The sequence below is a fragment of the Kordia jejudonensis genome (assembly GCF_001005315.1).
Taxonomy (GTDB): Bacteria; Bacteroidota; Bacteroidia; order Flavobacteriales; family Flavobacteriaceae; genus Kordia; species Kordia jejudonensis.
This window is the reverse complement of record NZ_LBMG01000048.1, coordinates 19,747-43,647: the sequence shown is the minus strand read 5'-3', so window position 1 is coordinate 43,647 and position 23,901 is coordinate 19,747. Positions and strand designations below refer to the sequence as shown.

Annotated in this window: 22 protein-coding genes; 9 read left to right on the top strand and 13 right to left on the bottom strand. The window is 35.3% G+C overall.

What is annotated here, in order from left to right; all coding sequences use genetic code 11:
• Positions 1 to 204: 204 nt before the first annotated feature.
• From AA089_RS18885 to trhO, 8 genes are all read right to left on the bottom strand, one after another.
• Positions 205 to 2,430, bottom strand: a complete 2,226-nt coding sequence (locus tag AA089_RS18885; RefSeq protein WP_046758558.1) for a M43 family zinc metalloprotease — start codon at positions 2,428 to 2,430, stop codon at positions 205 to 207.
• A 372-nt stretch (positions 2,431 to 2,802) separates the two neighbouring features.
• Positions 2,803 to 3,459, bottom strand: a complete 657-nt coding sequence (locus AA089_RS18880) for a CoA transferase subunit B (protein WP_046758557.1) — start codon at positions 3,457 to 3,459, stop codon at positions 2,803 to 2,805.
• Positions 3,460 to 3,499: 40 nt separating this feature from the next.
• Complete coding sequence (locus AA089_RS18875) at positions 3,500 to 3,841, bottom strand: four helix bundle protein (protein ID WP_206540705.1); 342 nt, start codon at positions 3,839 to 3,841, stop codon at positions 3,500 to 3,502.
• A 47-nt stretch (positions 3,842 to 3,888) separates the two neighbouring features.
• The gene (locus tag AA089_RS18870; protein WP_046758555.1) at positions 3,889 to 4,587 is read right to left on the bottom strand and encodes a CoA transferase subunit A; all 699 of its coding nucleotides are present in this window, start codon (positions 4,585 to 4,587) and stop codon (positions 3,889 to 3,891) included.
• A 74-nt stretch (positions 4,588 to 4,661) separates the two neighbouring features.
• Positions 4,662 to 7,004 carry a penicillin-binding protein 1A gene (locus tag AA089_RS18865; RefSeq protein ID WP_046758560.1) on the bottom strand — a complete coding sequence of 781 codons (2,343 nt, stop codon included), beginning with the start codon at positions 7,002 to 7,004 and terminating at the stop codon, positions 4,662 to 4,664.
• A 16-nt stretch (positions 7,005 to 7,020) separates the two neighbouring features.
• The gene (locus AA089_RS18860; protein WP_046758554.1) at positions 7,021 to 7,509 is read right to left on the bottom strand and encodes a gliding motility lipoprotein GldH; all 489 of its coding nucleotides are present in this window, start codon (positions 7,507 to 7,509) and stop codon (positions 7,021 to 7,023) included.
• Complete coding sequence (locus AA089_RS18855; protein ID WP_046758553.1) at positions 7,493 to 8,821, bottom strand: PSP1 domain-containing protein; 1,329 nt, start codon at positions 8,819 to 8,821, stop codon at positions 7,493 to 7,495. The genes AA089_RS18860 and AA089_RS18855 overlap by 17 nt, the downstream gene beginning before the upstream one ends.
• A gap of 102 nt (positions 8,822 to 8,923) precedes the next feature.
• Positions 8,924 to 9,955 carry an oxygen-dependent tRNA uridine(34) hydroxylase TrhO gene (trhO, locus tag AA089_RS18850; protein ID WP_046758552.1) on the bottom strand — a complete coding sequence of 344 codons (1,032 nt, stop codon included), beginning with the start codon at positions 9,953 to 9,955 and terminating at the stop codon, positions 8,924 to 8,926.
• A 648-nt stretch (positions 9,956 to 10,603) separates the two neighbouring features.
• On the opposite strand from trhO, the gene recA reads away from it, so the two are divergent.
• The 4 genes from recA to AA089_RS23900 all read left to right on the top strand — a co-directional run bounded on the left by recA (position 10,604) and on the right by AA089_RS23900 (position 14,645).
• A complete protein-coding gene (gene recA, locus AA089_RS18845) occupies positions 10,604 to 11,605 on the top strand; it encodes a recombinase RecA (RefSeq protein WP_046758551.1) in 1,002 nt (333 codons plus the stop codon).
• A gap of 143 nt (positions 11,606 to 11,748) precedes the next feature.
• Entirely contained in the window at positions 11,749 to 12,174 is a 426-nt protein-coding gene (locus tag AA089_RS18840) for a hypothetical protein (protein ID WP_046758550.1), read from the top strand.
• A 28-nt stretch (positions 12,175 to 12,202) separates the two neighbouring features.
• Positions 12,203 to 12,742 (top strand): RNA polymerase sigma factor, encoded by a 540-nt coding sequence (locus tag AA089_RS18835; protein WP_046758549.1) that lies wholly within the window; start codon positions 12,203 to 12,205, stop codon positions 12,740 to 12,742.
• On the top strand, positions 12,735 to 14,645 hold the full coding sequence (locus tag AA089_RS23900) for a hypothetical protein (RefSeq protein WP_053002578.1): 1,911 nt from the start codon (positions 12,735 to 12,737) through the stop codon (positions 14,643 to 14,645). The genes AA089_RS18835 and AA089_RS23900 overlap by 8 nt, the downstream gene beginning before the upstream one ends.
• Before the next feature lie 76 nt (positions 14,646 to 14,721).
• Here AA089_RS23900 and AA089_RS18825 read toward each other — a convergent pair whose 3' ends face one another.
• Entirely contained in the window at positions 14,722 to 15,480 is a 759-nt protein-coding gene (locus tag AA089_RS18825; protein WP_046758548.1) for a lysophospholipid acyltransferase family protein, read from the bottom strand.
• 116 nt (positions 15,481 to 15,596) lie between these two features.
• Between AA089_RS18825 and trpS the strand changes: the two genes are divergently transcribed.
• Positions 15,597 to 16,565, top strand: a complete 969-nt coding sequence (gene trpS, locus AA089_RS18820) for a tryptophan--tRNA ligase (RefSeq protein ID WP_046758547.1) — start codon at positions 15,597 to 15,599, stop codon at positions 16,563 to 16,565.
• 119 nt (positions 16,566 to 16,684) lie between these two features.
• On the opposite strand, the gene AA089_RS18815 is transcribed toward trpS, so the two are convergent.
• Positions 16,685 to 17,614: a C1 family peptidase gene (locus AA089_RS18815; protein WP_046758546.1), complete on the bottom strand. Its 930-nt coding sequence runs from the start codon at positions 17,612 to 17,614 to the stop codon at positions 16,685 to 16,687.
• Between the two features lie 69 nt (positions 17,615 to 17,683).
• Positions 17,684 to 18,790 carry a DNA-processing protein DprA gene (gene dprA / locus AA089_RS18810; RefSeq protein WP_046758545.1) on the bottom strand — a complete coding sequence of 369 codons (1,107 nt, stop codon included), beginning with the start codon at positions 18,788 to 18,790 and terminating at the stop codon, positions 17,684 to 17,686.
• A 253-nt stretch (positions 18,791 to 19,043) separates the two neighbouring features.
• On the opposite strand from dprA, the gene AA089_RS18805 reads away from it, so the two are divergent.
• From AA089_RS18805 to AA089_RS18790, 4 genes are all read left to right on the top strand, one after another.
• A complete protein-coding gene (locus AA089_RS18805; RefSeq protein ID WP_046758544.1) occupies positions 19,044 to 19,991 on the top strand; it encodes an HU domain-containing protein in 948 nt (315 codons plus the stop codon).
• A 175-nt stretch (positions 19,992 to 20,166) separates the two neighbouring features.
• The gene (locus AA089_RS18800; RefSeq protein ID WP_046758543.1) at positions 20,167 to 20,676 is read left to right on the top strand and encodes an acyl-CoA thioesterase; all 510 of its coding nucleotides are present in this window, start codon (positions 20,167 to 20,169) and stop codon (positions 20,674 to 20,676) included.
• A 323-nt stretch (positions 20,677 to 20,999) separates the two neighbouring features.
• A complete protein-coding gene (locus AA089_RS18795; RefSeq protein ID WP_046758542.1) occupies positions 21,000 to 21,284 on the top strand; it encodes a PadR family transcriptional regulator in 285 nt (94 codons plus the stop codon).
• 4 nt (positions 21,285 to 21,288) lie between these two features.
• The gene (locus tag AA089_RS18790; RefSeq protein ID WP_046758541.1) at positions 21,289 to 21,807 is read left to right on the top strand and encodes a hypothetical protein; all 519 of its coding nucleotides are present in this window, start codon (positions 21,289 to 21,291) and stop codon (positions 21,805 to 21,807) included.
• 70 nt (positions 21,808 to 21,877) lie between these two features.
• On the opposite strand, the gene AA089_RS18785 is transcribed toward AA089_RS18790, so the two are convergent.
• Both AA089_RS18785 and AA089_RS18780 read right to left on the bottom strand, forming a co-directional pair.
• A complete protein-coding gene (locus tag AA089_RS18785; RefSeq protein ID WP_046758540.1) occupies positions 21,878 to 23,110 on the bottom strand; it encodes a murein hydrolase activator EnvC family protein in 1,233 nt (410 codons plus the stop codon).
• Entirely contained in the window at positions 23,110 to 23,901 is a 792-nt protein-coding gene (locus tag AA089_RS18780; RefSeq protein ID WP_046758539.1) for a DUF4292 domain-containing protein, read from the bottom strand. The genes AA089_RS18785 and AA089_RS18780 overlap by 1 nt, the downstream gene beginning before the upstream one ends.

Here is a 23,901-nt window from a genome sequence, read left to right as displayed (position 1 = left end):
AGGCGAAACAGTTTCTAGCTTTTTGAAGCAACAGGAATGGTAGTTTTGCGAGGGATGAAGGATGAGGTAAAATTAAATGAAGCATTTTATTTATAAAAGCATCTAAAAATTAACAGTTGTGTGATGGGGTTTACAAAACAAAAAAACGCCCAAGCTTTTACACTTGGGCGTTTTCATTTTATATAATTATATTGAAGTGCTCGCTTATTGCTTCACAAACTTCTGAATAATTTTTTCTTCTTCGTCGCTTACTTCTAGTAAGTAAACTCCAGATTTTAATTCACCTACATTCAATCTTCCATCTTTAATAGTTCCAGCTTTTACTGTTTGTCCTAATAAGTTTAAGATTCTGTATGATGAATTCAAGTTATAGCTTGCTAAGTTGATCGTAATATCTCCACGAGTAATTGTTGGAGTGATTAAGAAATCGCCATTTACTGAACTTGGTGGACCTGAACGCAATGCAGTAATTCCATCTGCTTTTGTTCTAGCACCTCCATTGATACCTGTAATAGTTACTTGGTCAATGTATACCTGATCAGCATTTGCACTTGCATCACATTGGATTCTGAAACGTGAGTTAGATGCAAAGTTTACTTGCGAACTATCTAATGTTACCGTTGCAGAGTAGAAGCTTCCATTTGTAAAGCTACTTCCACTAGCATACGTTGCAACAGTGCTCCACGATGATCCGTTGAAATAACGTACCCAGAAATCTTCTCCATTTTCCATTGAGTTTGGATAGAAATAGAAGTTAATTTCTACTTGATCAAACGATCGTAAGTCAAATGTTTCAGAAGTCATTGCCGAAGCAGTCCCTGAGTTGTCACGTAAACGAATAGAGTATGAACCTTCGTAAGAACGTGATCCGTTGTAACGGAAACAATCGCTTCCTCCATCTTGCCATCCGTCTAATCCTGATTCAAAGAATCCTTCGTGTAATACGGTAGTTCCTCCAGTTTGACATGGTGCACATGACGAACCTCCACAGTCAATACCTGTTTCGTCTCCATTTTGGATTCCATCCGTACATGTTGGTGCTGGTGGTGTGTTACCAAAGCAGAAGTCTTCAGATTCAGATGACGTAAAGCTTCCTCCAGATACAATTTGTCCGCTTGGTCCTGTTAATGTGTATGATCCGCTTCCATATGTACAGCAGATTCCGTCTCCGTATGCATCATTGATTGTAAATGTATAGCAATCATCTGGCAAGCAGAAAGTTTCAGTTACTGTTGATCCGTCAGGGTTTGAAGTTGAATAGCTATTCGAAGCTACTGTAGTTCCTCCGTCTGTTACAATAGACCAAGACGTTTCTTCTGGATAGTTGTCAAAAGTAATCGTTAAGGTTACTTCATTTTCTGAACATCCAGACTGACATGGTGCACATGATGATCCACCACAATCTATTCCTGTTTCGTCTCCATTTTGGATTCCGTCATTACATGTTGGTGCTGGCGGTGGTGTAGCGCTACACTTATTAGATAATGCAAGACTTCTTCGTACGCCTCCAACATCTAAAATTGCTCGCATACGCGCTTTTTGTCCTGCAGTATATAAGTTCATACATCCATCATCAGAGTAGTCCATATAGTTCTGAACCATATCTGTACTTCCACATGATACATGCGTAGAGTCACATCCGTAGTTTGGTCCGTCAGAAGCTGGTGTATCAGATACAAAATCGTCTACTGAGCATCCACCGTCGCCCCAAATGTGACGTAAGTTTAAAAAGTGACCTACTTCATGCGTTGTAGTTCTTCCTAAATCAAAAGGAGCTGAAAGATAGAATCCAGATCCTTTGGCACTACTTCCAAAATATTGTGGACTCATTACAACTCCATCCGTTGAAGCAGCTCCACCTGGAAATTGTGCATATCCAAGAATTCCTCCTCCAATATTACAAATCCACATGTTTAAGTATTGTGAGGTATCCCAAGCAGTTACTCCGCCTTGAGAAGCATTTTTCATTCGGTCATTGGTTCCCCAAGCAGTTGTTGAAGATGACTTACGAGTAATTCCTGTTGTAGCATTACCGTTTTCATCAACAGTTGCTAAACAGAATTGAATTTCTGTATCTACAGCTTGCGACCATCTATTGTCTGCATCTGCATTTGTTCTTCTAAAATCTTCGTTTAATACATCTAGTTGTGACTGAATTTGTGCATCACTAATGTTTTCTTGCGAATTGGCATATATAACATGTACAACTACTGGAATGGTAATTACATTTCCTGTAATGCTTTCTTGTATTCCTTGTTGTTGGATACGTGTTCTTGTGTAATCTTCAATTTGTTGCATCCGCGCTTCCAATTGAGGATCTAGTTGTTTTCTGTACTCAAAATTGTCCATTGTAGAGCAATCACGTTGTTGTGCGAATGCCATTGTAATACAAAGGAAACTCATTAAAAAGAGTGTAAAGTTTTTTTTCATAAACGGTTAATTTATAAGGTTGATATTAAGTTTTGCTATTAATCTTGGTCGTGACAAAACCTCATCAAATATGTTAATTTTTTGCTAATTATCCGATATAATTACTTTTTTTTCGATGAAATACACGAAAATTTTCGAAATTATTATTATTTATTAAATTTTGCACTTCACTAAATGTAAGTTATACCAAATAGTTTTGCCTTTTTGAAATAAAAAAAGCGCCATATATATGATATGACGCTTTGTTATGTTTTGAGTAGTTTTTTATTTAATATGGATCTGACGTAAAAAATTACATTTATTTGTAACATCCTGAAAGTAAAACACATATAAATTTGGTTCCATCAAACTTTCATTAGTTACTTAGTTTACTTAAGAAAGTTTCATTTCAGGAATGTCTCCTTCTACGATTAAGTTACCTTCAGTAGCTTTTATAATATCATCCACCGAAACACCTGGTGCTCTTTCAAGAAGTTTGAAACCTGCAGCCGTAACTTCCAATACTGCCATGTTGGTCACAATCTTTTTGACACAACCAACTCCCGTAAGTGGCAACGAACATTGTTTGAGTAGTTTGGATTCGCCACGCTTGTTGGTATGCATCATAGCCACAATTATATTTTCTGCGGAAGCAACTAAATCCATTGCGCCGCCCATTCCTTTGACCATTTTCCCTGGAATTTTCCAGTTGGCAATATCGCCGTTTTCTGCTACTTCCATGGCGCCTAAAATGGTTAAATCGACATGTTTTCCACGAATCATGGCAAAACTCGTTGCCGAATCGAAGAAACTTGCACCTGGCAACGTTGTAATGGTTTGTTTTCCTGCATTGATGATGTCTGCATCTTCTTCGCCTTCAAAAGGAAAAGGTCCCATACCGAGTACGCCATTTTCACTTTGAAATTCTACTTCTATATCATCTCGGACAAAGTTGGCAACTAGCGTCGGAATTCCAATTCCTAGATTTACATAGTAACCATCTTTTACTTCTTTAGCAATACGTTGCGCAATTCCGTTTTTGTCTAACATATTTTTAATGTATCAATTTTTTAATTTAACAATGTATCAATTACCTATTTTTGATACTTGTACTTAGTATTTTGTATAGAATTAATCCTAGTTGGTTTACTTTTTCTTTTAACGTTTTATTGGTTGGATAGTTTTTTGATTGTTCACATAAAATCAACCAATATTTTGTTTCTTCCAACTCTTTTGTAGCTATTTTTATTTTATGTATAAAGTCTGCTTTACTTTCTGCATTCTGTGCTTCATGAATATTTGCGCCTATACTTGTTCCTGATTTTAATAACTGATTCGCTATTACAAATTTTTTGTGAACTTCAAGTTTTTCACAATATTCAATAATCTCCAAAGCTACTTCAATGGATTTCTCAACAACAACATTTTTCATTGATATATTGATTAATTGTTACATTGAATAATTATTATATTTTCAAATCATCGTTGTCGTACCGTACGTTGTTCAATGCGTTTTTCATAGGTTTCTCCCTGAAATATGCGTTGTACAAAAATACCTGGAATGTGTATTTGATTTGGATCTAATTCGCCTGCAGGTACTAATTCTTCCACCTCAGCTACTGTAATTGTTGCCGCACCACACATATTTGGATTAAAATTTCGTGCCGTTCCTTTGAAGATTAAGTTTCCTGCTTCGTCGCCTTTCCATGCTTTTACGAACGCAAAATCTGCTTCATAGGCTTTTTCTAAGATGTGCATTTTGCCATTAAATTCTCGGTATTCTTTTCCTTCTGCTACTTCGGTTCCGTAACCTGCTGGCGTGTAAAAAGCTGTAAATCCTGCTTGTGCAGCTCTACATTTTTCTGCTAAGGTTCCTTGTGGTGTGAGTTCTACTTCTAGTTCGCCTGAAAGCATTTGACGTTCAAATTCGTCATTTTCGCCAACGTAAGAAGAAATCATTTTTTTGATTTGACGTCCTTGAAGTAATAAACCTAGTCCAAAATCGTCTACACCAGCATTGTTGGAAATGCAGGTAAGATTTTTTACGCCAAGTCTGACCAACTCAGCAATGGAATTTTCAGGAATTCCACATAAACCAAAGCCGCCAAGCATCAAGGTCATTCCGTCCTTGATTCCTTCAACGGCTTCGTGTACACTATTTATCTTTTTGTTAATCATCAATCAATATTTTGACTGAAAATTACGAAAATTTCAAAAGATGTTTCCTTTTTTTAGGAATTATTTATCAGTATTTAGAAGTCAATTCCATCGTTATTTTGATTGTTATCAGGATTCTTTTGTCCTTCGTCATCTTTCTTTGTCACTTTAGAACAATCGATATTGATGGTTAATTCTTCAGGTTTTGGGAAATTTCCTTTGGAAACGCCTAAACTTGGATCTGCATAGCATTTTTTCATAAATAATGCCCAAATTGGCAATGCCATAGATGCGCCAGCTCCATATTTTGTTCTGGCAAAACGTACTTGACGATCTTCTCCACCAACCCAAGCACCAGAAATTAAATTAGGCACCATTCCAATAAACCAACCATCACTATTGTTTTGAGTAGTTCCTGTTTTTCCTGCAATTGGGTTTTTGAATTCGTATGGATATCCTGTGATAATTTCTTTATACATCGGATTCCATTTGTCAGCACCTTTGGTACGTAAACGAACTCCAGAACCACTTTGTGTAACACCTTCCATAAGGTTTACAACCGTATACGCAACTTCTTCGCTGAGTACATCTTTGGTTTCTGGCACAAATTCGTATAATACCGTTCCGTTTTTATCTTCTATACGGCTCACAATTACAGGTTTTACATATACACCTCTGTTTACAAAGGTTCCGTATGCGCCTAACATTTCATAGAGTGAAATATCTGGTGTTCCTAATGCAATAGATGGCGCTTCTGGGATTTCAGATTCAACTCCAAGACGTTGTGCTAACGAACGAACGTTTGCAGGTCCTACTCTATCCATTAAACGTGCTGTGATAGTATTTACTGAATTTGCCAATGCTCCTTTTAGCGTACGCATTCCTTCATAATCTCCGTTAGAGTTTTTTGGACACCAAGGTTCTAACAATCCATATTTTCCTGTTTCAATACAGAATGGACCATTTGGCATAGAATCACAAGGAGAAAGGTGCAATTGATCAATGGCAGATGCATATACAAATGGCTTAAATGTAGAACCAATTTGACGTCTACCTTGTTTTACCATATCATATTTAAAATATTTATGATTGATGCCACCAACCCAAGCTTTTACTTGTCCTGTTTGTGGTTCTAACGACATAAAACTTGCACGTAAATAGTATTTTGTAAAGATGAGTGAATCACGTGGAGACATGATGGTATCTTTTTCCCCTTTCCACGTAAAGAGTGTCATTGGAATTTTTTTGTCAAACGAAGCAATGATTTCTTTTTCAGACCTTCCTTCTTTTTTCATTACGCGCCAGCGCTCTGATTGTCGAACAGCTCTCTCTATAGCATAGTCGATAGATTTTTGTTCAACATCTGCTGCAAATGGTGCATTTTTGTTTCGTTTTTTTGTGTTTTGATGAAAGAACTCTGCTTGTAGTTTTTTCATATGTTCTTCCATCGCTTCTTCGGCATATTTTTGCATGCGCGAATCGATTGTTGTATATATTTTTAGACCATCGAAATTAATGTTGTAGCGTGTTCCGTCATCTTTAGGATTTTCACGCACCCAACTTTTCATAAACTTTTTTAGATGTTCTCTGAAATAAGTTCCTAAACCTGCATTGTGCGATTCTGGATTGTAGTTGATTTTTAACGGTAAGTCTTGTAGTGAATCTTTTATTTTTTCTGAGATGTAATCGTACTTGTACATTTGAGCCAACACCACATCTCTTCTGTTTTTTACACCTTCAGGATTTCTTCTTGGGTTGTATAAGGATGAGTTTTTGAACATTCCGACCAACATGGCAGATTCTTCAATTTTGAGTTCGTTTGGTTCTTTCCCAAAGTATATTCTCGCCGCCGAGCGAATTCCGTCTGCATTGTTGTTAAAATCATAGATATTGAAATACATCGCAATGATTTCTTCTTTGGTATATTGACGTTCTAAACGGGTTGCAATAACCCATTCTTTTATTTTTTGTGTACCAGCTGAAAATATATTTCTTGATCGTACACCTACGAATAACTGTCGTGCCAATTGTTGTGAAATGGTACTTGCGCCACCTCTTTTTCCAAGGAAAGCAAAAGCACGAATGGTTCCGCGCACATCAATTCCTGAGTGATCGTAAAAACGAGCATCTTCAGTTGCTACTAATGCATTTACTAAATCTTTTGGTAATTCTTTATATCCTACGGGAGTTCTGTTGTCACGTAAGTAGTATTTTCCAAGTATTTCTCCATCAGATGACAATACCTGACTTGCTAAATTTGTTTGCGGATTTTCTAAGATTTCAAAGGAAGGCATTTCGCCCAATGCGCCCCATGATGCTAAGAGGAATAGTAGAAATATACTTGCGATTCCACCTCCGAATACGATCCAAAACCACTTGATGAATTTTTTGAATGTAGTAGGTTCTTCTTGTGTCTTTTTGACTTGCTTTTTTGCCATTGTAATACGTTTTGCACTATTTTTTTTCGATTCTAAAGCCAACCTCCGAGATTCCCTTTAAGCTTTGGATTCCGTTGGGTTCATTAATTTTTCGCATGGCTTGTTGTATGGTGACTTCATAGGTTCCCTGAAAAGGAAAACTTTTGTCTTCTTTGTACCAAAGTTTACTTTCTTTGACACTGATACCTGTACCAAGCCATTCTCCGTTTGGTGCTGCCATTTTATACTCTAAGGTATCTGAAACGACATTTCCATTTGGAAAGTTCATGTTGACAATGAGAAATAGGTTTTGAAATTCATAGTCGTTGGTGTTCCTCACGTTTACAAACATATTGTACCTGTTTGTACTGTCTGGCTGTTGAAATTTGAATGTGAGCGCGGTGTCTTTGTCCCATGATGTTCCTACTGAAACATATTCGTCAAAAACACGGTTGCTATCACAAGAAGTTAGTAGATATGTACTGATAATACAGATAAAAAATGCGATTTTATTTGGGCTTTGCATTTTTGTTCGGTTTTTTACGTCTGTTATTATTTTTGTGACTACTCTTATTGGCATTATTGCTATTTTTTGCATTCGGATTGGTACTTTTTTTAGCAGTTGGATTGTTGCTTTTTTTAGTATTTCCTCCAGTTTTTGCAGCAACTTTATTGCCAGCATTATTGTTGTTTCTACGCTTTTTCTTGTGTTGAGCGCCTTTCCTTTTTCTGTTTCGAGTGGGTTTCTTATCAAATCGTGTAAGACTGTCTTGCCCTACAACGTTTTCAAAGTCTGTTTTAGTATCTTCTTCTATTAATTCTAAGGCGTATTCCTCTAAACTAATTACTTTTTTCTTTTCTTTATTTAGCGCAATTATTTCATTGGCTTGATCGGTTGTCAGTTTGTGCCAATTCATCCATTCGCCTTCGTATGCATACCAAATATGTCCTTTAAAGATATCGGTTTTTTGGCAAACGGCTGTTCCCTTTTCTGTATAGAGTTTTACATCATTTTTGGGAAATTGCTGTAATGCTTCTAAGTATGCATCTAATTCAAAGTTGAGGCAACATTTTAGTTTTCCACATTGTCCTGCAAGTTTTTGCGGGTTTAGTGAGAGTTGCTGGTATCTGGCAGCAGCCGTATTTACAGATCTAAAGTCTGTCAACCAAGTAGAACAGCACAACTCGCGTCCACAAGAGCCAATTCCGCCTAAGCGCGCTGCTTCTTGTCGGAAACCAATTTGACGCATTTCAATACGAATACTGAATGCTTTTGCCATGTCTTTTATTAGTTGACGAAAATCTACTCGTTCTTCTGCGGTGTAATAAAAGGTTGCTTTTGAAGCATCTCCTTGAAATTCTACATCAGAGATTTTCATTTGCAAACTTAGCGCAATTGCCAATTCGCGGGAACGCTTTTTTATTTCTTCTTCACGATCTCTGGCTTTTGACCAAACATCAATATCTTTTTGAGAAGCTTTTCGGTATATTTTTCTAACATCTTCGCTATCGAGCGCTACTTTTTTCTTCTTCATTTGCACTCTTACCAATTCTCCAGTAAGCGTTACTATTCCGACATCGTGTCCTGGAGAAGCTTCGGTAGCTACAATATCTCCAATACTCAGCGTTAGATTTTCTGTATTTCTATAAAAATGTTTTCTACTATTTTTAAAGCGCACTTCTACACAATCAAATGGTTTTTGATTGCTAGGCAACGACATGTTTGATAACCAATTGAATACCGTTAGTTTGTTACAACTATCAGTTCCGCAAGTACCATTGTTCTTGCAACCTCTTGGTTGACCATCTTTACCAGTTGAACAACTGTTACAACTCATATTTTTATATATAGAATCTGCAAATATTCGGGTATGCAGATATGGGGTTCATAATTTTCTCTAAAGATGTAAAGATAGGATTATTTCTGTAGCATCGAAAATCTACTTTTTGTACTTCAATACTTCCGATCTTCCTTTTTTAAAGATTTTGTTGCTTACTTCTTTTCCTTTTCGCAGTTCTTTTTGCTTTTCTAAAGGTAAGCTGTGTACTTCTTTGCACTCATAAGAACAGCATTCGTCCATTTTTTCGGCACAGGATTCACATTGAATAAATAGCAAATGACAAGCTTCATTGGCACAGTTTACATGCGTATCACAAGGATTTCCGCATTGATGACAGTTGGCAATGATATCTTCTGAGATGCGTTCGCCACGACGATGATCGAACACAAAGTTTTTACCAATGAATTTGTTTTCTAGATTTTGTGCTTCCACCTGACGTGCGTAGTTGATAATGCCACCTTCTAGTTGGTATACTTTTTTAAATCCTTTGTGTTTAAAGTAGGCACTTGCTTTTTCACAACGAATTCCGCCTGTACAATACATTACTAAGTTTTTATCTTCTTTATGATCGGATAAATCTTCTTCTATGATTGGCAACGACTCGCGAAATGTATCTACATCAGGTGTGATAGCGCCTTGAAAATGACCAATTTCACTTTCATAATGGTTACGCATGTCTACCAAAATGGTATTTTGATCGTCTAGTAATTCATTAAATTTTTCGGCACCGACATGCACACCTTTTTCAGTGACATCAAAACTATCATCATTGAGTCCGTCGGCAACAATTTTGTCGCGCACTTTTACTTTTAGCTTCAGGAACGACATATTATCTTGTTCTATGGCTACATTTAGGCGTACATTTTCTAGAAACGTAATGGTATCTAAATGTGTTTTGAACGCATTAAAATTTTCGGCAGGAACCGAAAGTTGCGCATTGATTCCTTCGTATGAAACATAAATTCTCCCTAGCACTTCTAGTTTGTCCCAGTTGATGAATAAGTGATTTCGTAAAATTTCAGGATTTCCGATGTTGGCGTACTTGTAGAAAGATATTGTCATGCGATCCTTACCCGCTTTTTCGATAAGTTCGGCTCTTTCTTTAGCACTTAATTTATTGTACAGTTGCATGCTATATCAATTATTTAAGGTTAAAGTGTATATTTTGAGCAAAAATACATTTTTTGGTGTAACTACCGATTTTTAATACTAAAAATCAACGCTTGTATAAAATTTACGACGCTTGTGAAGTTTATTGGGTGATATTGAGTTGGTTGTTGTACTTTTCGTTTAGATTTCTTTAGCGAAGAAAATAATTGCTATCAAAATTCTGTTGATTTGACATAATTTTGAGTGTAATAATTACAGAAATTAGAAGTGATAAACGAGAGTTTTTGTAGGTAGAAAATACTTTTTACTGCAACTACGGGAAAAATAAAAGTGCTTCTGTGTGGACAGAAGCACTTCTATTAGCTAATTCATTGTTAATATTAAATTTTTCTATTGAAAAATAGAATCAACAATGAAGCTAGCCACCGTCTAGCTTGCAGTTGCCGTAGATTGCTACTGCAGCTTTTTTCTTTTTCTGAAATATTATTTTACTTAAAATTCTCATTAAAACATGGACATTGTTTGTAAAGTAGATGGCATTATTGAAAAAAGGTTGCGTCCGATATGAAAAAAATTATGCATAAAATTTCAAAATCGGTTCGACCGAATTGTTTTCAGCAAAAAGAAATGGTAATTTAGCACAGTAAGAAATACTAGAAAATCGATATAATGAGTTCAGAAAAAGAAGCAAAATTAAAAGCATTAAAACTTACATTAGATAAGTTAGATAAAACATATGGTAAAGGCGCTGTAATGAAGTTAGGTGATTCCGTTGTACAAGAAGTAGATACTATTCCTTCAGGATCACTTGGTCTAGACATCGCTTTAGGAGTTGGTGGTTATCCACGCGGAAGAGTTATTGAAATCTACGGACCTGAATCTTCTGGTAAAACGACATTAACGCTACACGCAATGGCTGAAGCACAAAAGAAAGGTGGAATTGCTGCTTTTATTGATGCTGAACATGCTTTTGATCGTTTTTATGCAGAAAGCTTAGGTGTTGATATTGATAATTTAATTATTTCTCAACCTGATCACGGAGAACAAGCGTTGGAAATTGCAGATAATTTAATTCGTTCTGGTGCTATTGATATTGTTGTTATTGACTCGGTTGCCGCGTTGACACCAAAAAGTGAGATTGAAGGCGAAATGGGAGATTCTAAAATGGGATTACATGCGCGTTTAATGTCGCAAGCACTGCGTAAGTTGACAGCTTCTATTAATAAGACACAATGTACGGTAATTTTCATTAACCAATTACGTGAAAAAATTGGTGTAATGTTCGGAAATCCTGAAACGACTACTGGTGGAAATGCCTTAAAGTTTTATGCTTCGGTTCGTTTGGATATTAGACGATCTACACAAATTAAATCTACTGATGGAGAAGTAAAAGGAAACAAAACGCGAGTAAAAGTTGTAAAAAATAAAGTAGCGCCACCTTTTAAAACTGTAGAATTTGATATTATGTATGGACAAGGTGTTTCTAAAGTTGGAGAAATTTTAGATATCGGTGTTAATTACGAAATTATAAAGAAAAGTGGTTCTTGGTTTAGTTATGGAGATTCTAAACTTGGTCAAGGACGAGATGCTGTTAAAACCTTACTTCAAGACAATCCAGAATTATTAGAAGAACTTGAAATAAAAATTAAAGATGCGATCGCAAATAGTTAAATCGGTCATCTTAGCGCACAGCTTAGCACATTTTAAATCTCGATTATCGAGTAAAAAAATCCCTTGTCGGGATTTTTTTTATTTTTACACGCAACCTTTTTATACAATTCGCATCTACTTGAAAAGTAGTTATATTTTTGATTATGAGAAAGATATTATTTTTAGCCTTACTTACCTGTTTTACAGTATTTACATCGTGTTCAGTTAGCGATGACGCTGTGAATGTTCAATTTGAACTTGTTCCTGTACAAAATGTGCTTATTCCAACGGAGTTTACACTTGGAGAAACATACACTATTTCTGTAACATACGAACGTCCAACAGATTGTCATGCATTTAGCAATTTTGAATACATCACAGACACAACCAGCGCAACAAATATTAGAACCGTTGCCGTAGTAAATTTATTTACACCAGGTGATTGCACGGCACTTACTGGTAGTTTTCAAACACAGACGTTTGTTTTAAACGTATTAGATACAAATCCGTATAGATTTAGATTTTGGCAAGGAAAAAATGAAGACAATGAAGATATGTACTTAGTATATGAAATCCCTGTAAATAATTAAAATTTAGCTACTAAAACCAACAAACCTAGTGAGTTTAGAACAACTCATACATAACTGTAAGAATAATGACCGCGAGGCACAAGCCACATTGTACAGCTTATATTCCCAAAAGCTATACGCTACAAGCTTAAAATACTCACGGAACAAACTTGAAGCGGAAGATAATCTGCAAGATAGTTTTATGGTTATTTTTGAAAAAATAGGGCAATACAATTTTAAAGGCTCTTTTGAAGGTTGGCTTAGAAGAATTACTGTAAACACCGTACTTCAAAAATATAGAAGTAAAGGTGTTTTTGAAGTTATAAATGAAAACGTGCTGGAAGAAAAACCAGTTACGGTTTATGAAGAAGATGTTTCTTTAGATTATTTGTTGAGTATTGTTCAAGAATTGCCTGATCGTTACCGATTGGTGTTCAATTTGTATGTGCTTGATGATTACTCGCATCAGGAGATTGCAGATTTGCTGGGCATTTCGGTTGGAACATCAAAATCGAACTTGGCAAGAGCTCGAATGATTTTAAAGAATAAAGTAGAAGCGTATAAAAAAAAAATCGCCATAAATGAGTGATCAAAAAAATATAGATAATCTGTTTCGGGAAGCTTTCAAAGATTTTGAAGCAGCGCCCGATCCAGCGTTATGGGACAAAATTTCATCAAAATTAGATGAAAAACCGCCTCAACCGCAACAGAAAAAAGAAGGCATTGTGTTTTTACCGTGGTTTTACAGAATTGCAGGTATTGCCGCAGCGATATTGTTATTATTTGCTGTAGGAAGTCAGTTTTTTGACAATGACGACAATGGGTTAAATCCTGAAAACCAAACAACTTCAACAACAAATGAAGATGTACATAACGATTCAAATTCGAAAAATAATACAACAAACGGAACAAATTCTGAAATTGATTCTGACACACAAATATCAGATAATGAGAACAATACAAAAGAAGAACGTTTAGAAAACGAAAAGAATAGTGATGTTCAAAATAATACCTTACAACTAAAAGAAAATATTGCTAACGATTCCAAATATGACCATCTAAATACTAAAAAGGAAAATGGTGTTGAAAAGAGTGTTCAAAAAGGAAGTGCATTCCAGAATACGATCGTTACACAAGAAAACAAAACAAATTCTAATAATACTAATAGTGTAAATGATCCGAATCGTATCAATACAAAAATTACGCAGAAAAATGCAGTTGTAACTCAAGAAAATGGAATAAATTCGAATACTACGAATAATCCAAATCGTATTGATAAGAACAAAACAATTGCACAGAAAAACGCAGTTGCTACTTCAAATACAAATGCATCAAATACTGTAACGAATACAAATTCTAGCGAAAGCAGTACGAAACAGCACAACACACAAAATACGGTAGACACTAAAAATGATCCATATAAAAATAGTGTTGCAGCGAACACCACAACGAATACAAAAACAACTATCAAAGGTGTAAATGGTTCAGCTTCTGCCACATTAAAAACTACAGAAGAAACTGCAAATACAACTTCTGTTGCTGAAAACAGCACGAAGAATGACAAGAAAGCGACGAATTCGGCAACGGAAACGAATACAACTACAGAAACTGTAGCAAGTATTACTGAGAAGAAAGATGAAAAAATTGGAAAATCGCTTTTAGATGTTATCAACGATTTACATGAACTTGATAAAGATTCTACGGCTGTAGCGGAAGCCGACATGAGACGTTGGACAATTGCGCCAAATGCATCTCCTGTATATTACAATACACTTGTAAATGGTTCTCCAATCTCAGAAACTTTTGCAGACAATACCAAATCAGGCGAAGTAAATTTAAGTTTTGGTGTAAATGTCGGGTATGATGTTTCAAGCAGGCTGACAATACGTTCAGGAATTCATAAAGTTGATTATAGTTATAATACCAATGATGTTGCGATAGTACCTAATATTAGTGCTGGCAATGCGCAAACCGTGAATGGCGGCTTGGGAACAAATGGTATTTCAAATGATATTTCAACAATTTCTTTTACAGAAAATGCATCAACATATACTTTAACAGACAAGCAAGCTGCTGGAAATGGAGAGTTTATTCCAACCATTTCAGATTCTTCTATTCGCCAAGCACAAATTGAAGGAAATTTGAATCAACGTATGAGTTTTATTGAAGTTCCTGTGGAATTGAAATATGCCGTGATTGATAAAAAAATAGGCGTAAATGTTATTGGTGGTGTAAGTACATTTTTTTTAACAGAAAACAGCTTGTTGTTAGATTCTCCTGCATTGACAACCGAATTAGGAGAAGCAACTAATGTAAATGACGTAAGTTTTAGCACAAATATCGGAATTGGAATTGATTATAAGATTTCTAAACAATTAGAGTTCAACTTGGAACCTATGTTAAAATATCAAATCAATACATTTTCAGGAAATACTGGCAACTTTAGACCTTATTCTGTAGGTGTCTACTCAGGAGTCAGTTTTAGGTTTTAGTTTTTTAGTTGGTTAGGTATATACGGATACCTTTTAAAAGCAGTGATGTTTACCAGAAAAATCGCTTTCCTCTATCTTAGGGAAGCGGTTTTTCATTTTCATACGCTAAAAGTGCAGTATGAATAATTTCTCTAGCCGTTTTACTCATTTCTTTTTTATCTTCCACTTTTAACCCAGCCGTTTTTAAAAATTTATGAATAGTAACACGCATTCTTCCTGGCGAACCACTAAAAAATGTATATGAAAAGCGTTTTTTATTGTCTGCAAATGTAATCGGAACTATGGGAATTTGATGTTCTATCGCTAAGCGGAACGCGCCATCTTTAAATTCGTCTAAAAGAATATGTTCTTCAGGCACTTTTCCTTCTGGGAAAATACAAATACTCATGCCCTGATTGAGTCGTTTCTGAGCGCTATCATACACAGCTTTACGGCTTCTTGCACTTCCTCTATCGACCAAAATACACGTACGTTTGTAGAAAAAACCAAAAATTGGAATCTTCACGAGTTCTTTCTTCCCAACAAAAACAAACGGGTTTTTAGACGCTAGCAACATCAACATAATATCTGTCATGCTCGTATGATTTGCAATCAACATATAACTTTTTCCCTTTACCAATTCTTCTTCTCTTTTAAAAGTTGGAAAAAAGCCCATTCCGTATAAAATAGGTCGTGCCCAAAGGTTTCGTGCCAACCAAAAAAACTGCGGATACAACTTTTCACTTGTAGTAGTTAGGAGTAAAAATGGAAAAAATAAAAGTATAGGAACTAATACCAAAAGGTAGAACCAAATGCGCCAAAGAAGGATTCCTATATTTCGTATGAAAGTAATCATAAGCGCCAAAAATACATTAAAGTTTCGAAACTGTGTTTAAAAATTATTTTTATGAAATTTTCAATGGTGATTTCAAAAGAAGTACATTTGCTAAAATTCAATAATTACGATTACTCATGGCACGAATACTTACAGGAATTCAAAGCACAGGAACACCACATTTAGGCAATATATTAGGTGCTATTGTTCCTGCAATTGAAATGGCGCAAGATGCTGCAAATGAATCTTTTCTGTTTATTGCAGATATGCATTCGCTTACGCAGATAAAAGATGGAGAAACACTTCGCGAAAACACGTACAGAACCGCAGCTACATGGTTGGCATTTGGTTTAGATATTGAAAAAACCGTGTTTTACCGTCAAAGTGATGTACCACAAGTAACCGAATTGAGTTGGTATTTAAATTGTTTTTTCCCGTTTACACGATTAGAATTAGCGCATTCGTTTAAAGACAAAGCAGATCGTTTGAGTGATGTAAATGCAGGTTTGTTTACATATCCAATGTTGATGGCGGCAGATATTTTATTGTATGATGCTGAAATAGTTCCCGTAGGAAAAGATCAAGAACAGCATTTAGAATTTACACGCGATGTAGCTTCCCGATTTCATGCCAAAATGGGCGAAGTTTTTGTGTTACCAGAAGCACGTTTTCACAAAGAAGCCAAACTGATTCCTGGAACTGACGGCGCAAAAATGAGCAAGAGTAAAAACAACGTAATCGATATTTTTCAGACCGATAAAAAATTGCGCAAGCAAATTATGGGCATCAAAACAGATAGTACGCCCATGGAAGATCCGAAAGATCCAGATACCGATAATGTGTTTGCTTTGTATAAATTATTGGCAACTGCGGAACAAATTACTGCAATGCGTCAAAATTATGAAGGTGGAAATTACGGTTACGGACATGCAAAACAAGCGTTATTTGAATTGATTGTAGAAAAATTTGCCACTGCGCGCGAACGTTTTAACCATTATATGGAAAACAAGCACGAAATTGATGCTGCTTTAGCCGTTGGCGCTGAAAAAGCCAAGAAAGTTGCCAATGGAGTGTTGGCAAAAGTACGTGAAAAGGTAGGATATTGATTTTTTTTTGGTGTTAGTTTTTTGGTGTTAGGTCGCTTTGCTTTTGGGTATTGGATTGTCGGATTGTTGGATTGTTGGATTGTTGGATTGTTAAAAGTGAATTTTTGTAAATCTATTTGCTATTTGTAACTCACTTTCTTTAGCACTAAACCTTCGTATGCAAAAAGTTCGTGAAAATCATAGCTGACACGTTCATAACCGTAGTAACGCCAATCGGTTCCCCACGAGTTTTTAATGATGAATCCTTTTGTGTCATAACCAACAATCGTAACTACATGTGCACTGTATGCCTTCGGACGTTTGTCTGTTCTTGTAAGCTGAAATTTTCCTGAATTTACATCCGCATTTATATTTGGATATTCTTTTTTTATAGCTGAATATGTAGCCATTGTGCCATTTTTGAGTAAAAATCCATATCCGACATCTGGTACAATAGTAGTATATTTTGTAGCCGAAAATAGTTCCCAAGCTGGAATATACAATTCGTAAGAAACGGGAATAGCTTTTACACCATTATCCAATAAGTATTTAATGTATTTTACGTCTTTACTTTTCATTCTTGGCAAATACTCATACGAATCTAAGCGCAATACTCTTGCTTTCGATTTGTAGAAAGCTAAGAAACTAACAGGTCCTGTAGTAGATTCTCGAAGTGCTTTTAAAATTTCTGGATCGCTGTCGTCCCATTGTCCTGCAATAATTTCAGGATATGGCAATTCCGCTTCTGTGAGAATACCGTATTTCTGCAAAGACATGATATATGATTCCAAGAAATTACCCCTAGTAACACCTGATTTTGTTTGTAATTGATCGTATTTTTGTGAAGAATATAAGAAGTTTTCGCTGATATCTTTTGGCATATTTGGCAAGGTTTCCAACGCAGCGGCAACACCAAAAGCACTACAAGAATTTCCGTTTCCTTGATCTTTTACAGGCGTTTGCGAACTAATGTGAATGGTACTCCATAGTTTTTCAGGATTTTCAAGTTTTATTTGACTCCAAAGACAGTTAATACTTAAAAAAAGTATGCAGAAAGACAGTGATTTCATATGTATAGTATTGGTTATTCGGAAACTAAATATAAGATTTATTCTCTAAATATCAACAGATTACGTTAGTTAAACGGCTTCAAATACTTTTCCTGGTAATGGTTTTACAACACCTTTCATTTCCATTTGTAATAAAATTGGTGCTACTTTATGAATTGGTAATTTGCACGCTAACGCAATACTGTCTAACATGGTTTGACCTTGTGTTTGTAAGTGTGAATAAATTGATTGTTCGTCAGTATTGAGTTCTACAAATAACTGTTTTTGCACAGGTTTTTGAACTGCATTATTTAAATCCCAACCTAAAAGATATACAATATCTGCTGCGGAAGTGAGCAAGTGTGCACGTTGTTGTTTTATCAAATTGTTGCAGCCAATACTCTGCAAATCGCCAACGCGTCCTGGAACGGCAAATACATCTCGGTTGTACGAGTTCGCAATGTGCGCTGTAACTAAACTTCCGCCTTTTTCAGCAGATTCAATCACAATGGTAGCTTGCGTCATTCCGGCTACTAAGCGATTTCTTTTGAGAAAATTTTCACGATCAGGATTTGAAGTACTCCAAAAATCTGTCACAAAACCACCATTTTTTTCTACCGCTGGCATAAATCGTTTGTGAACTTTCGGGTATATTTGATTGAGTCCATGTGCCAAACAACCAATGGTAGGAATGTTATTTTTAACGGCGGCTTGTTGTGCTACAATGTCAATTCCGTATGCAAAACCTGACACAATAGTTGGTTGCAATACGGCTAATTCTTCCACCAGTTTTTCACAGAAAGAACGTCCATATGTAGTTGCTTTTCGCGTGCCAACAATGCTAATCATTTTCGTAGCATTTAAATCTACATTTCCCTTTTGGAATAATAAAATTGGTCCATCAGCACAATGCAGTAAGCGTTGCGGATAGCTTTTGTCTAAAAAATAATGTGTTTGTATGTTTTCTTTTTGAATAAATTGCAATTCGGCTTCTGCCAATTTCAAGTTTTTTACATCATGAATATGTGCCAACACATGCGTGCCAATTCCGTCTATTTTGAGTAGTTTTTGCTTTTTTTCTTTTAATACAGCTTCCGCACTTCCACAGTTTTTTATAAGTTTCTTCGCAATGATATCGCCAATATTTGCTGTTTTTTGAAGCGCTAATGTGTACAGTAATTCTTGTTCAGAATTCATATAATTTTAATTTTCAAAACTAAAGTTACAGGATTTTTTTATAAAATTAACGTTAGTTCATCATCATTTTAAAATCTTAGAAGTTTAGCTGTTTAACATGAAGAACAAGCACCGACTTTGTACTTGGTAAATAGTTTTTTATCGGTTTACACAATAAAAAATAGCTATCTATCAAAGTTACAGTGTTTTTTAATGTTAATAAAAAGTTACGCCGATATTTCATTCGCTTTATATTTTTTCTAACTTTGTTTTAATGAGATTAGACAACTACATAAGCGACCTTTTATATAGATATGAATGTGTAACAGTACCTGGTTTTGGAGCGTTTTTAACGCAACGAAAAGGTGCACAAGTACATCATACCACAAATGCATTTTATCCACCTTCAAAAGTGCTATCTTTTAATGCGCAACTTTTATCCAATGACGGATTACTTGTGAAGCATATTGCAGATGTTACTGGAAAAGAGTACGAAACAGTATTGAAAAAGGTTGAAAATAAAGTTGCCGATTGGAAACAAAATTTGGAAAGTAAAACAGTGGTTTCACTTGAAAATATTGGCGATTTGTCATTGAATGCCGAAGGAAATATTCAGTTTGAACCTTCGTATCATTTAAATTATTTGACCTCATCTTTTGGATTATCTTCTTTTGTTTCTTCTGAAATTAGCAGAATTGTACAAACTACCGAAGACGTAGAAACAATTTCGGTTGCCGAAGAAATGCCTGTGATTCCTTTAATTGCCAAAGAAGAAGAACGCAAAGGATTCCGTTTTCCATGGAAATATGCAGCAGCGGCAGCAATTATTTTTAGCGCTAGTGTTTTTGGATTTAGAGAATATCAATCAAATCAACAACTCGCAGAGCAAGGAAAAGCGCAGGAATCTATTAATGAATATATTCAGCAAGCTACTTTTTTTGGAAATAATCCTGTAGAGTTGCCTTCGATTACGTTGCAAGTTGCGAAAGAAGTTCAAAATTATCACGTGGTTGCAGGTGCTTTCCGAATTGAAGAAAATGCACATAAGAAAGTATCACAATTGCAAGCCAATGGTTTTGATGCGGAATTGTTAGGAAAAAACAGATACGGTTTACACCAAGTATCATATGCTAGTTTTGCAACAAGAGCTGAAGCAAGTGAAGCATTGGCAAAAATTAAAAAAACAGAAGCTCCTGAAGCTTGGTTGTTAGTTACAGAATAAAAAAAATTAGAATAATATATTAAATAGACTGCTTTTTTGGCGGTCTTTTTTTGTGCTTACGCGAGATAAAACAAATGGAGTTTCTTTTGTGAATCCTGTGTTATTTCCTATAATTAATTCCATTTTTTAGCGTCCTAGAATACGAATCTGTGTACCTTTGCACAAAATTGTATTGATGGAAACAAAACATCCTAAATCATCGAAAACGATCATGACTGACTTGGTGTTACCAAGTGAGACAAATCCGTTGCATAATTTATTTGGTGGCGAATTGTTAGCACGTATGGACAGAGCTGCCAGCATTGCCGCACGTAGACATTCGCGACGAATTGTCGTGACCGCTTCTGTGAATCACGTGGCGTTTAACCGTTCTATTCCTGTGGGAAGTGTGGTTACGGTTGAAGCAAATATTTCACGCGCATTTAAGTCTTCTATGGAGATTTATATTGATGTTTGGATTGAAGATCGTGAGTCTGGACTGCGCGATAAAGCTAATGAAGCTATTTACACGTTTGTTGCCGTTGATGATACGGGACGACCTGTTCAAATTCCTGAGTTAGTTCCTGAAACTGCATTGGAAAAAGAACGTTTTGACGGTGCATTGCGTAGACGACAATTGAGTTTAGTACTTGCTGGAAAGATGAAACCTAATGAAGCTACTGAGTTGAAAGCGTTGTTTAGTTAGACTTACTTTGCTGTTGGGTTTTAGTAATTTCCTTTTAAAATACTTTTGTAATAATATAGATATTTTGAAGTGATTTGATTCATTCTGATTCAAAATCACTTCTTTTTTTACCATAAATTCACGGATTTTTTTCTTTGAATTACCGTCAAACTAAATCAAGTTCCGTTTCCCATAAAGTAACCGACTTTGAAACAATAACATTTTATTGTCGTTCCTGCGTAGGCAGGAATCCAAAAAACTTAACATTCTGTATTTTAGCATCTTATTCTTGACCATTATAATTAATTTAATTATATTCGTAGTGTAATATTAAAATTAATACAATGTCAAATTACAACTTAACTCTTCAAGAGATAAAAATCCTTTCTGCTTTAGAAATCGAAGAAATGTATGGATACCAGATTTTGAAAGAGATTCAAAGTAAAATTCTTTTAGGAAGCTTGTACAATAGCTTGAAAAGTATGCAACGAAAAGGCTATGTAGAAAGCAAATGGGGAGACGAAACTGGACAGGGCGGACGACGCAAATATTACAGTATTACCGCCTTGGGGAACAAGATACTCAACGATACGCGTATAGAATTGGCACCATTTTTTAAACTAACCTAGAATCATGAACGAAGTACATAAAAAATTGGCAGTTCTTAAAAATGCTGGCTTCATTGTAAAATATAAGGATCAAAATATAATTGAAGTGTATAGTGTATACAATCAATATGTAGCAACAATTAACTTGACAGAATTAATTGATGAGCTTGTTATGAGAAAATTACTAATCAGGGATAGTATGCTAAGAGATTTAAAAGTGGCAAATGACTTTGTAGAAGCTACGCAAGTAATTCTTGAATCCCACACAACATCATTGAGCGATGCAGAATTGACTGAAGTTGAAATGAAAAATTCCAGAAAAAATAAATTTAAATATTTATTAGTAGTTATTCCAAAATCATCAAGAGCTGAATGTATAGCTGATTTACAAGAAATCATAGCTGATATGAAAGCTGACAACTGTTCTAAATTTTATATTGGGTTTACAGTCATTCTCAATATTGCTTCTGTGGCGTATCATGCCTTATTTTTTAAATTGCAAGGGTATTTTTATCCTGCTAAGCAACAATCAAAAAACGATTAGTTTTTGAAGAAAGTTCTTATTTTCAAAAGTTGGATTCCTACCTCCGCAGGAATGACAAAAAAATACTGAATCACATTCTATACAACCAACTTTCTGGATTTAGGCGTTTTGTGTTTTTGAAGACGAAAAATTTGAGTTCAGTTTTGTCAGAATTTTCATCCGTATCAACGGTTCCAATGTTTTGTTTGGTGCTTACTTCATCGCCCACATTTACACTTACATTTTTCAGATTGTAATATGCCGTTATGTAACTACCATGCGTGATCATTACACCTTTGTTTCCTCCTTTTACACCAAATACATGTGTTACTTTTCCTTTGTAAATAGCGCGCACTCTGGCATTTTTGTTGGTGGCCAGTACAACTCCATTGTTTTCAATGGTAACATTCGGGTTCAATAAATCGCGATGTTTTCCGTATCCTTGAACTTTCGTTCCTTCGGCAACTGGCCAAATGTGTTTTCCTTTGTTTGCTGTAAAACTGTTTCCAATGGCTTTCGCTTCAGGCGTTAAGGCAAAGGTTTTGTTGGTTGATTTTTTCCCAGCTTTTTTGTTCGATTTTGCAATGGCATCACGAATGAGTTTTTCTATTTGACGGTCAATTTCGTCTGCTTGTTGTCGCTTCTTTTTTACCTGACTTGCATATTTGTCTTTGTCTTTTCGCAACGCAGCCAACATTTCACTTTGGGTATTTTTTTCGTTCTCTAATTCTTCTTGAATTTTCCTATTGTCGGCAATAAGTGTTTCTTTTTCCTTTTTTTGTGCAGCGTACGTCGTATTTAGTTTTTGCAATTCTTGCGTTCTGGCAGCAATGGCTTCTCCTTGCTTTTTGCGGTAATCCGTGTATTGTTTCATGTATTTTACACGTTTGTATGCTTGCAGGAAGCTTTCTGACGAAAGTAAAAACATGAGTCTGCTTTGCTCAGATTTGCTTTTGTACGATTTGCGAATCATTGCAGCATAGTCTGTTTTTAGCTTCGTTAAATCGTCTCGTAATTGTCCTATTTTTTTGATGTTGCTATTAATTTGATTCGTCAACAGGTTGGTTTGCTGATTCATCACTTTGATTAAATCTTTTTTGACACGAATTTTATGATTGATACTTCGCACATCATCTACAATAAACTTCGTTTTAGAGTTTGTTTTTCGGATGAGTTTATTGATCAGGCTAATTTCTTTCATGAGTTGCAAACGTTTGTTTTCCAACTCTTGTTTTTTATCCTGTGCAAAACCAATACAACTTACAAAGAGCAGTAAGAGTACGGTGATTTTTTTTGTGTTTTGTATGGAGAATAGAGACTTCACTAAATTTTTATTTCTTTATATCCACTTGGGATTTTAAAAGGAAAACGTACTTTTTCGTTAAATGTTACTTTTTTGTATTCTACTTGAATTGTCGTTTCTCTGTTTAATTCTTCTGCTTTTATTTGAACATTTTTTGGAAATGCTTGACCTGTAATTTTTTGATATTCAGGATATACAATGGTAAGCAATCGTTGTTTTGAGGTTTGTTCTAAACGCTGTTCTTTTACTTTGAAATGAAACGCATCTAACATGAATAACCGTTTGAATAATAGCAAGTCACGTTTTGGTGTTAATGCATATGTTTTGTCTTCTATGGCTGAATTGAATCGCTCTTTTTTTAGATCGTAAAGCGCATTTCCAATGAGTAAGTTTTGCACTTTTTGAAAGTCAAGTTCTGTACCAAGGAAATTACTTAATAGCGTAAAATCGCCATCAAAATACGTATTGTCTAGTTTGTTATAGAAACTTACTTTTGTTGGTGTAATGTATACTTTTACTAACGATAGTGTGGCACTCAACCAAATGGCTTCATCTTTTTTCATTCGCAAACTCAGCGTGAAACTTTCTTGCATTTTGCCATTGTCAAATTGTACTTTCATTTTTCCACGAATGGTTTTAAAGTTCAATTCGTTTTTGTAATGATTTTTGATGATATTTTTCGTAGACAGATTGGCTACTTTACCTGTAGATGTAACCGTTTTAGTTGTTTTACATCCCACAAAAAATAGCAACAATGTACTTATTATTAGTATGTTAATTCCGTTTTTCAAGTGCGTGAATTTGATTTGCAT

Excerpts from the sequence above, each read along its gene's own strand:
- AA089_RS18825 (WP_046758548.1), bottom strand. The coding sequence starts at position 15,480 with ATGATTACTTTCATACGAAATATAGGAATCCTTCTTTGGCGCATTTGG.
- AA089_RS23900 (WP_053002578.1), top strand. The coding sequence starts at position 12,735 with ATGAGTGATCAAAAAAATATAGATAATCTGTTTCGGGAAGCTTTCAAA.
- AA089_RS18790 (WP_046758541.1), top strand. The coding sequence starts at position 21,289 with ATGAACGAAGTACATAAAAAATTGGCAGTTCTTAAAAATGCTGGCTTC.
- dprA (WP_046758545.1), bottom strand. The coding sequence starts at position 18,790 with ATGAATTCTGAACAAGAATTACTGTACACATTAGCGCTTCAAAAAACA.
- AA089_RS18865 (WP_046758560.1), bottom strand. The coding sequence starts at position 7,004 with ATGGCAAAAAAGCAAGTCAAAAAGACACAAGAAGAACCTACTACATTC.
- AA089_RS18780 (WP_046758539.1), bottom strand. The coding sequence starts at position 23,901 with ATGCAAATCAAATTCACGCACTTGAAAAACGGAATTAACATACTAATA.
- recA (WP_046758551.1), top strand. The coding sequence starts at position 10,604 with ATGAGTTCAGAAAAAGAAGCAAAATTAAAAGCATTAAAACTTACATTA.
- AA089_RS18840 (WP_046758550.1), top strand. The coding sequence starts at position 11,749 with ATGAGAAAGATATTATTTTTAGCCTTACTTACCTGTTTTACAGTATTT.
- AA089_RS18860 (WP_046758554.1), bottom strand. The coding sequence starts at position 7,509 with ATGCAAAGCCCAAATAAAATCGCATTTTTTATCTGTATTATCAGTACA.
- AA089_RS18875 (WP_206540705.1), bottom strand. The coding sequence starts at position 3,841 with ATGAAAAATGTTGTTGTTGAGAAATCCATTGAAGTAGCTTTGGAGATT.
- AA089_RS18800 (WP_046758543.1), top strand. The coding sequence starts at position 20,167 with ATGGAAACAAAACATCCTAAATCATCGAAAACGATCATGACTGACTTG.
- trhO (WP_046758552.1), bottom strand. The coding sequence starts at position 9,955 with ATGCAACTGTACAATAAATTAAGTGCTAAAGAAAGAGCCGAACTTATC.
- trpS (WP_046758547.1), top strand. The coding sequence starts at position 15,597 with ATGGCACGAATACTTACAGGAATTCAAAGCACAGGAACACCACATTTA.
- AA089_RS18885 (WP_046758558.1), bottom strand. The coding sequence starts at position 2,430 with ATGAAAAAAAACTTTACACTCTTTTTAATGAGTTTCCTTTGTATTACA.
- AA089_RS18795 (WP_046758542.1), top strand. The coding sequence starts at position 21,000 with ATGTCAAATTACAACTTAACTCTTCAAGAGATAAAAATCCTTTCTGCT.
- AA089_RS18880 (WP_046758557.1), bottom strand. The coding sequence starts at position 3,459 with ATGTTAGACAAAAACGGAATTGCGCAACGTATTGCTAAAGAAGTAAAA.
- AA089_RS18815 (WP_046758546.1), bottom strand. The coding sequence starts at position 17,614 with ATGAAATCACTGTCTTTCTGCATACTTTTTTTAAGTATTAACTGTCTT.
- AA089_RS18870 (WP_046758555.1), bottom strand. The coding sequence starts at position 4,587 with ATGATTAACAAAAAGATAAATAGTGTACACGAAGCCGTTGAAGGAATC.
- AA089_RS18805 (WP_046758544.1), top strand. The coding sequence starts at position 19,044 with ATGAGATTAGACAACTACATAAGCGACCTTTTATATAGATATGAATGT.
- AA089_RS18855 (WP_046758553.1), bottom strand. The coding sequence starts at position 8,821 with ATGAGTTGTAACAGTTGTTCAACTGGTAAAGATGGTCAACCAAGAGGT.